This window comes from Streptomyces cellostaticus (genome assembly GCF_023630175.1).
In the GTDB taxonomy this organism is placed as follows: Bacteria; Actinomycetota; Actinomycetes; order Streptomycetales; family Streptomycetaceae; genus Streptomyces; species Streptomyces cellostaticus_A.
On sequence record NZ_JALLIN010000026.1, the window covers coordinates 1 to 14624 of the forward strand.

General features: G+C 67.6%; 13 protein-coding genes and 1 pseudogene. 8 read left to right on the forward strand and 6 right to left on the reverse strand.

From position 1 onward, the window contains the following. Positions 1 to 158 precede the first annotated feature (158 nt). Positions 159 to 488 (forward strand): antibiotic biosynthesis monooxygenase family protein, encoded by a 330-nt coding sequence (locus MXD57_RS17870; RefSeq protein ID WP_250402436.1) that lies wholly within the window; start codon positions 159 to 161, stop codon positions 486 to 488. Positions 489 to 948: 460 nt separating this feature from the next. On the opposite strand, the gene MXD57_RS17875 is transcribed toward MXD57_RS17870, so the two are convergent. Then, positions 949 to 1140, reverse strand: a complete 192-nt coding sequence (locus tag MXD57_RS17875) for a hypothetical protein (protein ID WP_250402437.1) — start codon at positions 1138 to 1140, stop codon at positions 949 to 951. A 195-nt stretch (positions 1141 to 1335) separates the two neighbouring features. On the opposite strand from MXD57_RS17875, the gene MXD57_RS17880 reads away from it, so the two are divergent. The 4 genes and pseudogenes from MXD57_RS17880 to MXD57_RS17895 all read left to right on the forward strand — a co-directional run bounded on the left by MXD57_RS17880 (position 1336) and on the right by MXD57_RS17895 (position 7712). Further along, positions 1336 to 4071 (forward strand): hypothetical protein, encoded by a 2736-nt coding sequence (locus MXD57_RS17880; protein WP_250402439.1) that lies wholly within the window; start codon positions 1336 to 1338, stop codon positions 4069 to 4071. 209 nt (positions 4072 to 4280) lie between these two features. Continuing rightward, positions 4281 to 5675, forward strand: a complete 1395-nt coding sequence (locus tag MXD57_RS17885; RefSeq protein WP_250402440.1) for a hypothetical protein — start codon at positions 4281 to 4283, stop codon at positions 5673 to 5675. A 266-nt stretch (positions 5676 to 5941) separates the two neighbouring features. Next, a complete protein-coding gene (locus tag MXD57_RS17890; RefSeq protein WP_250402441.1) occupies positions 5942 to 6343 on the forward strand; it encodes a helicase associated domain-containing protein in 402 nt (133 codons plus the stop codon). A 531-nt stretch (positions 6344 to 6874) separates the two neighbouring features. Further along, positions 6875 to 7712 (forward strand): annotated as a pseudogene (locus MXD57_RS17895) (IS5 family transposase). Here the strand turns inward: MXD57_RS17895 and MXD57_RS17900 are convergent. Then, complete coding sequence (locus MXD57_RS17900) at positions 7678 to 8295, reverse strand: dihydrofolate reductase family protein (protein ID WP_250402442.1); 618 nt, start codon at positions 8293 to 8295, stop codon at positions 7678 to 7680. The pseudogene MXD57_RS17895 and the gene MXD57_RS17900 sit on opposite strands and share 35 nt — an antisense overlap. Then, the gene (locus tag MXD57_RS17905; RefSeq protein WP_250402443.1) at positions 8292 to 9080 is read right to left on the reverse strand and encodes an alpha/beta fold hydrolase; all 789 of its coding nucleotides are present in this window, start codon (positions 9078 to 9080) and stop codon (positions 8292 to 8294) included. Before MXD57_RS17905 ends, MXD57_RS17900 begins: the two co-directional genes overlap by 4 nt. Before the next feature lie 120 nt (positions 9081 to 9200). Between MXD57_RS17905 and MXD57_RS17910 the strand changes: the two genes are divergently transcribed. Further along, positions 9201 to 9842, forward strand: coding sequence for a TetR/AcrR family transcriptional regulator (locus MXD57_RS17910; RefSeq protein WP_250402444.1), 642 nt, complete (start codon positions 9201 to 9203; stop codon positions 9840 to 9842). A gap of 136 nt (positions 9843 to 9978) precedes the next feature. Here MXD57_RS17910 and MXD57_RS17915 read toward each other — a convergent pair whose 3' ends face one another. The 3 genes from MXD57_RS17915 to MXD57_RS17925 form a co-directional block, all read right to left on the reverse strand. Beyond that, entirely contained in the window at positions 9979 to 10233 is a 255-nt protein-coding gene (locus MXD57_RS17915; RefSeq protein WP_284505745.1) for an IS3 family transposase, read from the reverse strand. Continuing rightward, positions 10220 to 10726, reverse strand: a complete 507-nt coding sequence (locus MXD57_RS17920) for a hypothetical protein (RefSeq protein ID WP_250402445.1) — start codon at positions 10724 to 10726, stop codon at positions 10220 to 10222. Before MXD57_RS17920 ends, MXD57_RS17915 begins: the two co-directional genes overlap by 14 nt. Before the next feature lie 166 nt (positions 10727 to 10892). Continuing rightward, complete coding sequence (locus tag MXD57_RS17925; protein ID WP_250402446.1) at positions 10893 to 11552, reverse strand: class I SAM-dependent DNA methyltransferase; 660 nt, start codon at positions 11550 to 11552, stop codon at positions 10893 to 10895. Between the two features lie 360 nt (positions 11553 to 11912). On the opposite strand from MXD57_RS17925, the gene MXD57_RS17930 reads away from it, so the two are divergent. Then, the gene (locus MXD57_RS17930; protein WP_250402447.1) at positions 11913 to 13136 is read left to right on the forward strand and encodes an amidohydrolase; all 1224 of its coding nucleotides are present in this window, start codon (positions 11913 to 11915) and stop codon (positions 13134 to 13136) included. 290 nt (positions 13137 to 13426) lie between these two features. Then, entirely contained in the window at positions 13427 to 14479 is a 1053-nt protein-coding gene (locus tag MXD57_RS17935; protein WP_250402448.1) for a BMP family lipoprotein, read from the forward strand. Positions 14480 to 14624 lie beyond the last annotated feature (145 nt).

A 14624-nucleotide genomic window follows, 5' to 3' on the forward strand; every position in this document is an offset into this window, starting at 1 on the left:
ACCGGGGTGCCCGACGCCGTCCGCGACCGGGTGACCGCCCGCACCGAAGCGGGCCCGCTCGAAGTCCGGGCCCGGCGGGCGATGCACGCCGGGGGGCACGGCGGTGCGGTTCGCCGGGGGAGTGGGCGGGCGGCGCGGGCGCGGGGCAGGATGGGGGCATGAGCGTAGTGAAGATCAACGTGCTGACCGTCCCCGCCGAGCAGCGGGAGACACTGGAGAAGCGGTTCGCGTCGCGGGCCCACGCCGTGGAGAACTCCGACGGCTTCGAGTGGTTCGAACTTCTCCGCCCGGTTGAGGGCACCGACAACTACCTCGTCTACACGCGGTGGCGTGATGAGGAGTCCTTCCAGGCCTGGCTTGAGGGCCCCATGAAGGCAGCGCACCAGGGCGGTGGCGGGGAGAGCGGTGAGAAGCCGAAGCCGGCGGCATCGGGTTCGACTCTGTGGTCCTTCGAGGTCGTTCAGCAGGCCGAGCCTAAGGACGTATAGACAAGAAGGCACGTGACGCATGACAGCGCTCTAATCGGCACAGATTCGCCGTCTGACGGGCACGGCCATACAGATCAGCCCGGCCAGCAACAAGCTGCTGCCTCTGGCGGGCAAGAACGCAGGTCCGGCGCCGGCTTCGAGTGGTCACTCGCGCTGACGTGAGCGAGGCGCTCGATCGGGTGAGGGAGGCGCTGGCAGGGGTGAGCGAGGCGGAGGTGGCGGCTGCGGCCGGCGCTTCGCTCCCTCGCCCGTCGGCGCCGCCAGCGGGCGCGGGCAGCGGCCGTGCGCATTGGGGATCATCCCCGCGGGTGCGGGGATCAGGTCGGCACCGCCACAGTCCTGGCCCTGGTCTCGGGACCATCCCCGCGGGTGCGGGGAGCAGGCGCTGACGACTTACCGGCTGCCCGCCTGACCCACGTCCTTCACTCCAGAAGAGCTACAGATCCTGGTTTGCGCATTTTTACGTCGGCGGTGCCGGGGGCATCTTGGCGATGGTCACAACGGTCTCGGCGCGGACACTGAACACTTTCTTGCCGTCGGCAGTAGTGAACTCCACGAACGCGTCTCTCACCGCGAAGTCGTCTGCCTCCACCTTGCGTTCCCTCAGGGGCGGGGTTTTGGGTGTCGAATACTCGACGAGATAGACGTTCACGCGTGCACCTCCCGTAGCCGTAGCTGATGAGACATCGTCCCATCCGTATACCTCGCGCGCCGTGCAGCGATCCGACGAGGGGCGCCGTCACCCGATCGGCCCGCCATTCGCGTGGCCGACTGGCTCTCAGCGCGCCGCGCCCCGTATGCCAGGCGAGTATGACTCCGGAGATACGGCGAGCTGAGGAGCGTCTCGATGACGTACACGGTCACATTCCAGGGCACGTCATCCCTTCCTGTGGCGAACAGCGGCGGTGCATATCGGATCTGGTCGTACAAGGTGGAGGGCTCCAACACGGAGATCGTCACCGGACGCCGGATGACCATGGCCTTCCCTGGCAGCGTCACGGTGGTGGACCCCAGCGCCTATCCCGGCGTGGACGCCCTGAACGGGACTCTCGTGTGGCGGAGCCCGGACGGGGCACGCCAGTATGTCGCGGCCCGGGCCAGCGCGGCCGGCAGCGTGGTGATCGCGTTCGTCGCCACGGCGCAGACATCCAGCGGCCTGGTCCAGCTCTTCAAAGCCACCCCCGGAAACGACCTGGTGGAAGTCCAGTACCAGGCCATTCCCGACGGTGGCGAGGCCGGCCCTTCCCAGCGTCTGGTCATGCCCGCCGCCGGCGCCCCCGCGTTCACTGGACAGCCGGTCTACAACTTCGCAGGGGCGCTGCCCTACGACAGTGAACTGTTCGGCGTCTACCAGCCGCTGTCCGGGTGGGTGGGGGCGACGGCCGGACTGTCTGCGAAACCGATCTACCCCCCGTCGTCCGACATTGGCAATCTCACCTTTGCGAATTTCCGCGGGAGCGACGCCCTCACGCTCAGCCAGCCTGGTCTGAAGGCCCTGGCCGACCGCTACAGCGCCGGCGCGGGGGGAGCACTGTCGCCGGTGGGGTTGGTCAACCTCTTCCGCGAGTACTTCTTCGAGTTCGACAGCTTCTTGGGCGCCCCCTCGGGTCACATCTGGGTCAGCCCGGGAGGCACCGTCGAGGTGGTGGAGAGCAGCACGCGGCGCACCTTGGTCGAGAAGGTGGTGGAGCAGTCAGAGGAGGTCTCCCGCAAGAGCGAGGAGAGCCTCACCGATCAGACAGACGTCTCGGACGCTGTCAAAGAGGAAAACACCAACGACACGAAACTCGGCGTCAGCGCCACCGGTGGGGTGAACGCGAAGATTTACCATGCCGACGCCAGTCTCAGTTTCAGTACCCAGAACACCGTCAAGCGGGGTGGCGAGACGGCGCACAAGCGCGCCCGCACACAGACCTCCAAGGTCACCAGCGAGATCAAGCGGAACTTCAAGACGACGTTCCGGACGGTGACGGAGACCACCGATACGTCGAGCCGCCGCTACGTCCTGCAGAACACGACCCCCGAGCTGGTGAACTACGAGATGCGGCGCAAGATGCGCAAGGTCGGCATCCAGCTGCAACACGTCGGAACACGCCTGTGCTGGCAGATCCACCTGATGGATCCCGGCAGGGAACTCGGCCTGGGGGACATGGTGCACGTCGTTCCCGCGCCTGACCTCAGCTCGATCCAGAAGCCGGAGAAGATCCCGGACCCGGCGAGCAAGGAAGTGCCCTACCACTTCGAAATCTCTTTCAAGCACGACCAGGGCCCGGACGACGAGGCCGAGGAAACCTATCAGCCCGAGCCGGGCAACGATTGCCGGGGACTGCACGATACTCCCGACTTCCTCCCGGGGAAGGACGACATCATCCAGTTCTGCTTCCCCAAGCCGCTGCCACCCGTTCCGGAGGGCTACAGCTTCAGCAAAGTGCATTCCCTGGACAAACACGGCGCCCAGGTCGAGTTCGCACCGTTCACAGTGGATACGTCAACGAACCCCCACACGCTCAACGTGAAAATGACGTACGCCAACTTCCAGGGACGCAAATCCTTGCCATTCGACGTCACGCTCCTCTACGAGCCGACGCAAGAAGCTAAGGATAAGGTCAAGGCACTCAACGACGCGACACAGGCCGAATACCAGAAGGAGGTCGACCGGCTCCAGCACGAGGCGTACGGCCAGGCCGTCCGTGAGCGGCTGCGCCTGATCAGCTCGATGCGCCTCCGCTCCTCCGAGGACCTGCGCAACGAGGAGCGGCGATGCGTGTTCCGGAAACTGATCAAGCAGCTGCCGGAGGGAATTTATCCCACGCCCAACAACAACACGCCGTACCTGGAGGCGCAGGAGATCCAGAAGTTCTTCGACGTCGACGAGATGCTGTACTTCGTCGCCCCCGACTTCTGGCGCGCCGGCGCGGTGAACGCGCCCATGCCCTCCGCTCAGAGCACCGGCAGGTATCCCGTACGCGCCATCCCGCAACCCGCACCCGGCGTCACGCTGCCGCCTCTGGCCGGCCAGACCGTCGCGGGGTGGTACACCCGGGCGGATTCCTACGCGCCCCCCAGTGGCGCGGCGACATCGCAGGAAGAGTGGCGGGTCGACTACCTGATCTCCGAGGAGACCGTGCCGGCACCCCTCGGAAGTTCATTGGGCTGGCTGATCCAGATTGACGCTGACGAGCGCCGCAATGAATTCCTGAACGCCGCCTGGGCCAAAGTGGTCTTGCCCGTCCGGCCCGGCCAAGAACAGACAGCGCTCGCATGGCTGAAGAAGGTCGAAGGAGAAGCCGGCCTCGGCAAGACGTACACAAAGCAGCTGGACGACCCTGACGACTACCAGGGCAAGACGGTCGGGCAGGTTCTGGACCTCCTCGCCACGCAGCTGCGGTCCCTTGCCCAGGAGAAGTTCGACACGACGCTCGCCGCCGATAAGGTCTTCGAGAACGGGTTCGATCCCCTGGCTGGCGGCTTCCGGCCCGCGGAGCCCTATCAGATCTTCGATCAGTGGGTCGAGGTGCTCCCGACCGACCAAGTCGTCGCCGTCAGTGTCAAGTACGACCCCAAGACGGGCCAGCAGCTGTGAACACGACGTGCGCTCGAGCTCGTGCAGGAAGAACGTTGGCGACGAAAGGCGTCAGCAGACCACGGAGGCACATCATTGCCCTGGCCTCGATCGCGCCGCTTAGTCGAATTATCGACGAAAGATCCCGGCCCCTCAAATAGCGTAATTATCGGCGTAGCGCCGGCAGAAGGGGCAGCAGCGCAAACGATAATGGCGTCCCAGGACATGCGGTGAGTAAGGTTACCAGCCTGATGATGACTGACGCATTCGCCCGGTTTCAGCCACTCCAGGGCCCCGGCTACAGTGTCCTCAAGCCTGATGGCACAACCGACACCGATCTCCTGCTGCCGCTCATGTTCCACCGGGACCGCGCCATCGACGTGCCGGGGCGGCGCGTACTGGATGCGGGCAAACCCGATGGTCTCAACGTCCGGATGGTTGAGTACACCGACATCCCGGGCGGGCTGGCGGACGAGCACGGGACCGTGCTCGTCGCGGAACGGGAGAAGGGCACCCAGCTCTTCCTCATGTGGGTTTCGCGGACCGCCGCGCTGCACCTGAAGGGCCGAACCCCGGAAAAAGTCAATGTGCATTTCCTGTTCCATCCGCCCACGTATCGAGAGTGTTATACCGAATCCACGTACTGGACCGGCACCTGCGGCATCGACGGAAAAGACAGGTACTGTGTCGATTCGGGATTCAAAGGGCAGCAGCCTTACGTCCAGCTCGGTGAGCGCTATCTCTGCACGGGCGATACGGGCTTCCGGGCGGTGGCCCAGCATTTGCTGGCGTCGGACCGGTTGGAGCCGAACGTAATCTACGTAGTTCCGGTGGCGTCCACGCGGGGTGGCAACTTCGACGACCTTCTCACGGCCGAGGCCCTGGCCCGCGCAGTCCAGGACGTGATTATCTTTGCTTCCCGGAAAATCGCCGGAAGTCCCGATGTGGACGGCTTCGTTGACTTCGGTGAGGTAATGCTGTCCGGCTACAGTCACAGCGGAGATCGCGTGGAGAAACTGCTTCTCACTGTTAGTGACACGCCGTTCTTCCGTAGGCATCTCTCACAGATCAACCTTTTCGACCCAAATCTCGACGAAAAGGATGCGAGAATCCGTTTGGTGCGATTTAAGGCCCTTCTCGAGAAGGCAGCCCTATGGAAGAAGAAGATCAATCGCGATGCTCGGATTTTCGTCTACACCTCTTATGGAGATCACCAACAGGCAATGCTCGGCAGCGACCTGAAGCTCGAGTCACCAACCGTGGTGAACCTCGACACCGTCGACTGGAGTGTCGACCGGAGCGGTGCTCGGCCCTCGAAGAGGGCCAAGGGTGCACGGCCACGGGGCAGTGGCGTCGAAGCCTATGACCACGACCGCACCGTGGGTCTGGTCCACATTCCTGTCGCATTCTTCCGGCACTGGCTGGAGGATAAACTCGACAACCCGTCCGGCTGGGACCAAGCCACGCGGGACAGCGGCCACGGACACGGCTGGATCCTCCGCACGCTCATGTCACACGCCCTGTCCCATGCCGCACCGTCATGGTTCGGCGCACAGCGCGGCTTCAAGGCGGCCACTCCAATCGAGAAGTCAAAGCCGGAACGACCGGTGCTCCCAGACGGCTGAGATCCTGTCGCGGCACTGAGAAGAGAGCATCTCCTCGAAGAGCTGAGTCGGCCCGCGGTGAGTACGCCGGCACCCTCGCCCTGCGCTCGGATTCATCGACGTCAAGGCGATCGGACTCATCTCGACCCGGATGTCCCACGGGACTCCGATTTCCTCTCTCCTCCACCTCCGGGTCAAGTCGAAGTCCGCGGAGATCTATCGACGAAGAGCGGGAACCACACTCACTCTCGCCTACAACCGGACCCGTTGGTACAACGGTCGCGTGCGTGAAGGCCGGCGGCGCGCTCCCGGCCCGGGCGGGCGAGGTGATCGTGCAGGGCGAGGACCTCGGAGCCTGGATCGCCGGGCAGCGGGGCGCGTGGGATCGGCTGATGCCGGCACAGCAGTACCTCCTGGAGACCATCGGCATCGAACCCGCGAGCGAAGACGAGACCCTGCGCCCAGTACCAGTACGGCGGTCCCAGGATGAGTTGTGGGAGCGGAACATGGCCGCAGCACAGCAGTTCCACGCCCGCGAGGGGCACTTGACGGTGCCTCGCCAGCACCGCGAGGAAGTCAACGGCGAGCTGCTGGGACTCGGGTCATTCGCAGCCAACGCCCGGCGCCGGGCCGCGAAGCTGAGCCCAGAACGCCGCGCGGCCTTGGACCAGTTGGGGATGCGCTGGTGAGGGCTCTCGGTGGTGTGGTTTCTCACGAGAGCTGGGGGAAGCGTGTCGAGGAGTGCGGACTGTGGCGTGGTTGAGGACGGTGGGGGCGTCGTAGGCAGCAGGTTCCTGGGACTGGAGTCCGGTCGTCGGCGTGCTCCCCCGGGTGCACCCCGCCGATCGGAGGAAGGCGCCCAACCAATCAGTCACTATCCGTGCGCCCCCGCCGTCACGGCTGCCGGTATGACCTGGAGGCGGCGGAGATGCTGACCGCTCACGGGAACAACCGTTCCTCAAGGTGAACAGTCATCGGAGGCAACCATGGCGCAACTGACTCCCGTCGACCACAGGGTCAAGCACAAATCGACCATCCCGGCGAATTCCGGCGAGGACATCGAGCTCTTCGTACGGGAATACAGGGCCGCCGGATCCAGCGGCACCCCTGACTGATCGTTTCAGAATCAGGCTGTCAGCGCCTGGGAGGGCCAGTCGAGGTGGTGACGGATCTGCGTGAGCCGCTCACCTCGGCCACCTGTCTCTGGCACGCTTCCACGCGTGAGTAGGGATCTTGTGCCTGATGACCTGTGGACGCGTGTCGCTGCCCTGTTACCGCCGCCTCCGGAGCGGCGACGCCGACACACGGGTCGGCATCGGATACCCGATCGCACTGCATTGGGGGGGGCATCATCTACGTCCTGCGGACCGGAGTGGCCTGGCGTGATGTGCCACGCCAGGTAGTGGGCTGCTCAGGTGTCACGGCCTGGCGCCGCCTGCGGGACTGGACTGAGGCCGGCCTCTGGCCCCAGCTGCACGCCGCGCTGCTGACCGGACTGCGGGCAGCGGGTCTGCTGGAGATGGACGACTGCGCTATTGACGGCTCGCATGTCCGGGCACTCAAAGGGGGCTCCGCACCGGGCCATCGCCGGTCGACCGAGGCCGTTCTGGCAGCAAGCACCATGTGATCGTTGATCGGCGCGGCACTCCTCTCGCAGTGTCGCTGACCGGAGGGAACCGGCACGACGTCACCCAGCTGGTGCCGTTGCTCGATGCCGTTCCCCACATCCGCGGTCTGCGCGGTCGTCCCCGTCACCGTCCCCGTCGTCTGTTCGCCGACCGCGGTTACGACTTCGACAAGTACCGTCGACTTCTGCGCAGTCGGGGAATCACCCCGGAGATCGCCCGACGTGGTGCCCCGCATGGCTCTGGTTTGGGCAAGACCCGGTGGGTGGTCGAGCGTACTTTTTCCTGGTTGCACCAGTTCAAGCGCCTGCGCATCCGATACGAAGTGCGAGCCGATCTGCGTCAGGGCCTGCTCGAACTTGCTTGCAGCATCGTTTGTTTGAGGCGCCTCCGCGCGGTCAGGGCCGCACAACCTGGTATGTCAGGTGGGTGACGCCGGGCGAGTGGATCGCGCGGGTGGGTTCGAGGGCAAGGTCGGGCGAGACGTCGTTGAAGAGACGGACTCCCTTGCCCAGCACGATGGGCGCCAGGTGGATCTGGAGTTCGTCGACCAGGCCGGCCTCGAGGTACTGGCGCACGGTGTGGGCGCCGCCGGAGATCTGCACGTCCTTGCCGGCTGCGGCCTCACGGGCCTGGGCCAGGGCGGATTCGATGCCTTCGGTGACGAAGGTGAAGGTGGTGCCGCCTTGGCGGACCCAGGGTTCCCGGGGCGTGGTGGTCAGGACGAAGACCGGGGCACGGAACGGCGGCGGGTCAGGCCATCCCCGCTCGCCCTCGTCGAACAGGCGGCGCCCCATGACGTACGCCCCGGCGCGGTTGAAGTTCGCGCGCACGATCTCGTCGTCCGCGTTGCTCTGGCCGCCTGCCATGCTCTGGCGTTCCCGCCAGGACTCGATGTTCTCGACCCATTCGTGGATGCGGAGTCCGCCGTCTCCGAGGGGGTTGTCCGGGCCTGCGTTCGGGCCGGCGATGAAGCCGTCCAGGGACATGCCCAGGCTGGCGAAGACCTTGCTCATGCCATCTCCCCGGTGGTGAAGAAGTCGATCAGGGCGGGGGCGAGGACGTGCGGGTCGACGCCGTGGTCCTGGCCGTCGAGCGTGCGGTGCAGGCCGGGCAGGGCGCGGGCGCCGTTGCGGATCCAGCTGTCGCTCGCGCCGCCGTCCAGTACGAGGAGCCGGTCGGCCAGGGTGTTCCATCGCCCCGTCGGCAGCGGGCGCCCGGACATGGTGTCGCCCATGACCGCGCCGTCGTAGGGAAGGGTGTGGGCGACGGCCTCCATATCCGCCCAGAACGGCGCATGACGCATCCCGGCCACCGCATCGTCCGGGACACCGACGGCCCGGGTCAGGAAGTAGGCGACCGCGTCGCCGCGCGCGTCGTCCTTCACGAGCGCGCCCAGGTGTTCGAGGTAGTCCGCGGGAAGCGGCGAGCGGCTGTCGTCGACGACGAATGGCGGCTCGTACACCGAGAGCCGGGAGACCGCGCTGCCCCGGACCGCTGTTTCCAGCGCCAGGACGGCTCCGGAGGACATGCCGTGGACGAACGCGGTTCCACCGGCGAGCCGGATCAGTGCGTCCAGGTCTTCGACCTCGCGCTGGACGTCGTACGGGGCGGTGTCACCGCTGTCGCCCCGGCCGCGGCGGTCGTAGGTGATGACACTGAAATGCCCGGCGAGCAGGTCGGGAAGTGCCCCGAAGTCACCGCGCCGCTGAAAGGCGCCTCCGACGAGCACCAGGGTCGGTCCCCGCCCGGTCCGTTCGTAGGCGATGGCAGTGCCGTCGTGCGAGAACACCTTGTCCATGGGATCTGTCTCCGCTCATACCGGCAGGTCACACACCTGCCTCGTGGGAACTGGACGGTACAGTACCCATTCGAGTACTGGTCGGTCCAGTACTGTTCTCGTATGGAAGCAGGGAGGAACATGGAGACGAACGCAGGAGGCCGCTCGGCCCTCAAGCGACAGGCGATCCTGGAAGCAGCCACCACGGTGTTCCTGAACAAGGGGTACCTGGGCACGAGCATGGACGAGGTCGCCGCCCTGGCCTCGGTGTCCAAGCAGACCGTCTACAAGAACTTCGCCGACAAGCAACGGCTGTTCACCGAGATCATCCATGGCGGGCTCGACCGCATCGACGAACTCTTCAGCGACGTCACCGGTTCACTGGCCGGCACGCAGGACCTGGAGAAGGACCTCACGGCACTCGCCCGGCAGTTCGTCACCATCCTCACTCAGCCCCGCCTGCTCCAACTGCGAAGGCTGGTCATCGCCGAGGCCGACCGATTCCCCGAACTCGGGCGCACGTACTACGAACGCGGCCCTGAGCGCGTCCACGCCCTGCTCGCCGAAAGCTTCGGACAGCTCGCCGACCGCAACCTGCTGACTCTGGACGACCCGGTGCTCGCGGCCAACCACCTCACGTGGCTCATCACCTCGATCCCGGTCAACAAGGTCATGTTCTGCGGCTCTGGCGAATACTTCACCCGCGCCGAACTAGACCACTACGCCGACGAAGCAGTACGGGTCTTCCTCGCCGCCTATCGCCGGGACACGAAATCCGCCTGACGGAGCACACGCCCGGCGTCTTTCTGAAACGATCAGTAAGCCGGTTCTCATGCTCCACGGCCGGAGCGTCCCGGCCCTACCCGGCTTCGACCTCGTCCTCCCTCCTGAGGTTCCCCCGCTGCGCGGGAGCGGATGACTAGCCGGTCAGGGCGGGTTGACGTGGTTTCAGGTTCACTTGTTCGGTCGTTCCCTGGTTGGCGTAGTGCTTCTCCTCGTACTCGATGGGGCTGAGGTAGCCGAGCCGTTTCTGGATGCGGCGGGGGTTGTAGAAGCCGTCGATGTACTCGAAGAGGGCGAGGTTCGCTTCGGCCCTGGTGGCGAAGCCCCGACCGCGGATGCAGCAGGCCGAGCCGAAGGGCGCCTGACCCCGAAGCCCGTCAGGGCGAATCAGCCGCGGCCGTCGGGGGCTCCTCCGGTGCCGGCGCTCCCCGGCCGATGGTCATCGCCCAGCGCACGGATGACGGGGCCTCGACGGAGGCGACGCCGCCGTTCTCCGCGCCGCCGATGTTCACCTGGTTGTAGATGGTGGTCGGCCGTCCGGTGCGGCACTTCAGCGGGAAGGCGACGTAGACGGGCCGCACGGCGATCTCCATGCGGCCCGCGCCCTGGCAGCGCACCGCGAGGATCAGGGCCTCGCCCTTCCCGCCCTTGCCGAAGGCGATGCTCGCGTTCCCCGTGGTCACCCCCAGGCGGCCGGCCAGGGTCTCGCCGATGTCCAGCTCCGGGGGCCGCCGGAACGTGGGCGCCGGGCTGCGGTGCGGGATGGTCGCCGCCGCTGACGGGCTCCGCCCGGACGGGTGGCCGTGGCCCGCCGCGCAGCCCGCCAGGGGGACGAGCAGCAGCGTGCACGTGATGGTCAGGCCCGCGCGGGTCCGGAGGGGCATGTCGGCTCTCCCAGGTAGCGGCCGCATGGCGGCCGTCGGCTGGCGCGATCATGGCAGGGCCGGGAGGCGGACCGGGGGCGTCCGCGTGTTCCCTGAGCAAGATATGAGGTGTGGCGGGGGCGGGCCCCGGGGCGGTTCCGCCGGGGGCCGGGGCATCCCGGCGGCCTCACCCGGGCCGGCGCGCCAGCAGGAAGGCTCGCGGCCGGGTCTCCCCGTCCCGGGGCTCGCGGACCACCGTCGCCACCAGGTCCAGGCCCGCCGCCGTGAGCAGGGATGCCATCCGCTCCGGCGTACGCCAGTGGTACCGCAGGTCGATCTCGTGACCGAAGCGTTCGGTCAGGTGGAGGCCGCCGGGCTCGGTGCCGGTCCGGAAGGCGAGCAGCACGTGGCCGCCGGGGACCAGGGTGCGGCGGAAGCCGGCGAAGGTGGCCGGGAGGTGGCCGTCCGGGACGTGGGTCGTGGAGTGGAGGGCGAGGATGCCGCCCAGCGTGGCGTCCGGGAGGTCCAGGGACGTCATCGAGCCCACGTGGAAGCGCAGCTCCGGGTGGGCCTCCCGGGCCAGGGCCACCATCGCGGGGGAGACGTCCACGCCGAAGACGGGGACGCCCAGGCCCTGCACGAGTGCGGTGACGCCGCCGGGGCCGCTGCCGAGGTCGGCGACGGGGGCGGGGCCGTTCGCCGTGACCAGCTCGGCGAAGGCGCTGATCAGCGAGCGTTCGAGGGGGTGGGACAGGCCGTGCGGACGGCGGGCCGCGTAGTCCTTGGCGATCACGTCGTAGGAGGAGGCGGTGGCCCGCAGGAAGTCCGTGTCCGAGTCGTCGCTCACGGCGCCGCACCCTACCGGCCGGGTCGAGCCCGGCAGCGCTCGCCGCGATCCCGGTCCCGGCGGGTCACCGCTGGTCCGCCGCCTGTGACCGCCGGGGCCGGGGCCGCCCGGCGCCGCGCGTCCGCCACCGGCCACCGCGGGGCCCGTCACCCCCGCGCGTGCGTCCGCTCGGCGGACTGGGGGAGCGTGACGGTGGTGCGGCATGGTATGCGTGGAGAGAGGAAACAGGGGTTTTACCCGTCGAAGTCCGCCGCCATGCGTCCGCCGGTCAGTTTTTCTTCCCCTAACGGACTGAACTTTTGTTGATCCGGGGTCAGTTGGCCGGGCGGGCGTCCTACCCTTCAGAGGGTGAAGCAATTGATGTCCCGAGAGTCCGAGGCCGAACTGCCCGGGGACGTGCTCCCCGGCGTGCTCAGCGAGTCCCTGCACGCCGAACTGGTCGCCTTCCGCCGCGACCTGCACATGCATCCCGAGCTGGGCAACCAGGAGTTCCGTACGACCGCCGCGATCAAGGAGCGGCTGGAGCAGGCCGGGCTCAGGCCCCGCGTCCTCGCCACCGGAACCGGGCTCATCTGCGACATCGGTCTGCCCGAGGGGCAGCGGCCCACCGTGCCGATGCTCGCCCTGCGCGCCGACATCGACGCCCTGCCCATCCCGGACACCAAGACCGACTGCCCGTACCGGTCCACCGTGCCCGACCGGGCCCACGCCTGCGGCCACGACGTGCACACCGCCGTGGTGCTCGGCGCCGGTCTCGTCCTCGCCGACCTGCAGACCAAGGGGCTGCTGTCCCGCCCGGTGCGGCTGGTCTTCCAGCCCGCCGAGGAGGTACTGCCCGGCGGCGCGCTCGTCGCGATCGGGGACGGGGCGCTCGACAACGTGGGCCGGATCCTGGCCGTGCACTGCGACCCGAAGGTCGAGGCCGGCCGGATCGGACTGCGGCACGGGCCCATCACCAGCGCCTGCGACCGGCTGGAAGTCGCCCTTGACGGGCCCGGCGGCCACACCGCCCGGCCGCATCTGACCACCGACCTGGTCACGGCGGCCGCCCGTGTCGCCATCGACGTGCCCGCGCTGGTCGCCCGCCGTGTCGACACCCGCGCCGGGCTCGCCGTCACCTGGGGCCGGATCGAGTCGGGCCATGCCCCGAACGTCGTACCGCAGCACGCAGAGCTGTCCGGCACCGTGCGCTGCCTGGACCTGGACGCCTGGCGGGACGCTCCGGACATCGTGCACGCGGCCATCGACGAGATCGCCACGCTGCACCGCGCCAAGTCGGAGATCAACTACGTGCGAGGGGTCCCGCCGGTGGTCAACGACCGGGAGTCCGCCGAACTGCTGCGCCGGTCGATGGTGGCCCGGCGCGGTATGAAGTCGGTCGAGAGCACCGAGCAGAGCCTCGGCGGGGAGGACTTCTCCTGGTACCTGGAGAACGTGCCCGGCGCCATGGCCCGCCTGGGCGTGCGGGCCCCCGGCGACCGCATGGTCCGGGACCTGCACCAGGGCGACTTCGACGCCGACGAGCACGCCATCACGGTCGGCGTGGAGATGTTCACGGCCGCCGCCCTGCTCGACGACATGTAGCCGGTCCCGGCCGCCGACGGGCGGACCCGGAGCAGCCGGGCCGCCCCGGGGCAACACGCTCGTAAGCCAAGCGTGCACTGTGCGCAACGGGCGTGTGAGAGGTCCGGTACGCCGAGTTCAGGAGGTGTTTGCCTCGAATAGATAACGGCTTCGTGAGGGGGTTTTTTGCGACATCTACGCGCGTTACGATGCCGCGAAGCCGACGCCGCCGGGGCGTTTCGGCCCGAGCGCCGCCACGGCGCTCACATCAAGCGCCGACATGGCGCTCAGGTCAGGTGAAGGAGCCTCCCGTGCGCCGGGTAGCCAAGCTTTCCGCTGCGGTCGTCGCGTCCGCGGCACTCGCCATGACTGCCACCGCGTGTGGCAGCACCTCCTCCGACAACTCCTCCTCGTCCTCCTCCGACGGCGGCAAGGGCGTCAAGATCGGTCTCGCCTACGACGTCGGCGGCCGCGGTGACCGTTCCTTCAACGACTCCGCCGCGCGCGGTGCCGACAAGGCCAAGGACGAGTTCGGCGGCTCCATCAAGGAGCTGACCGCCAAGACCTCCGACACCGAGGCCGACCGCGAGCAGCGCCTGTCGGACCTGGCGGACGCGGGTTACAACCCGATCATCGCCGTCGGTTACGCCTACGCGCCCTCCATGACCAAGGTCGCCGCGAAGTACCCGAAGACCAGCTTCGGCATCGTCGACTCGGTCGTGGACGCCAAGAACGTCGACAGCATCACCTTCACCGAGGAGCAGGGCTCCTACCTGGCCGGCGTCGCCGCGGCGCTGAAGACCAAGAAGGACCACGTCGGCTTCATCGGCGGCGTCGACGTCCCGCTGATCAAGAAGTTCGAGGCGGGTTACGTCCAGGGCGTCAAGGACACCAACCCCAAGGTCAAGGTCGACACCCAGTACCTGTCCCACGGCTCGGACACCTCCGGCTTCGCCAGCCCCGACAAGGGCAAGGCGGCCGCCAAGGGCATGCTGGACAACGGCGCCGACGTGATCTACTCGGCGGCCGGCTCCTCCGGCAACGGCGCGATCGAGGCCGTCAACGGCGTCAAGGGCGCCTGGGCCATCGGCGTGGACTCCGACCAGTACAACGTCCCGGGTCTGGCCAAGTACAAGAACTCGATCCTGACCTCGATGGTCAAGAACGTGGACGTCGGCGTCTACGACTTCGTCAAGTCCGTCAACGACGGCAAGCCGCTGACCGGCACCAACAGCTACTCGCTCGCCAAGGACGGTGTCTCCCTGTCCACCAGCGGCGGCTTCATCGACGACATCCAGGCCAAGCTGGACACGGCGAAGAAGAAGATCACCGACGGCGACGTCAAGGTCAAGACCACCCCGTGACCTGACGGGTCCCGCCGGACCCCGGCTCGGCGCGGGGGCGCCTGACGGAGCCCCCCGCCGAGCCATAACAATGTGTCAACTCTACGCGTGTAGCATGGAGTTGCCGCGCTAGCGTCGCCGACGCCTGCCCTCCCCTACGCAGCCC

Coding starts and splice junctions, on each gene's coding strand:
- MXD57_RS17900 (WP_250402442.1), bottom strand. CDS start 8,295: ATGAGCAAGGTCTTCGCCAGCCTGGGCATGTCCCTGGACGGCTTCATC.
- MXD57_RS17880 (WP_250402439.1), top strand. CDS start 1,336: ATGACGTACACGGTCACATTCCAGGGCACGTCATCCCTTCCTGTGGCG.
- MXD57_RS17870 (WP_250402436.1), top strand. CDS start 159: ATGAGCGTAGTGAAGATCAACGTGCTGACCGTCCCCGCCGAGCAGCGG.
- MXD57_RS17905 (WP_250402443.1), bottom strand. CDS start 9,080: ATGGACAAGGTGTTCTCGCACGACGGCACTGCCATCGCCTACGAACGG.
- MXD57_RS17930 (WP_250402447.1), top strand. CDS start 11,913: ATGTCCCGAGAGTCCGAGGCCGAACTGCCCGGGGACGTGCTCCCCGGC.
- MXD57_RS17920 (WP_250402445.1), bottom strand. CDS start 10,726: ATGCCCCTCCGGACCCGCGCGGGCCTGACCATCACGTGCACGCTGCTG.
- MXD57_RS17910 (WP_250402444.1), top strand. CDS start 9,201: ATGGAGACGAACGCAGGAGGCCGCTCGGCCCTCAAGCGACAGGCGATC.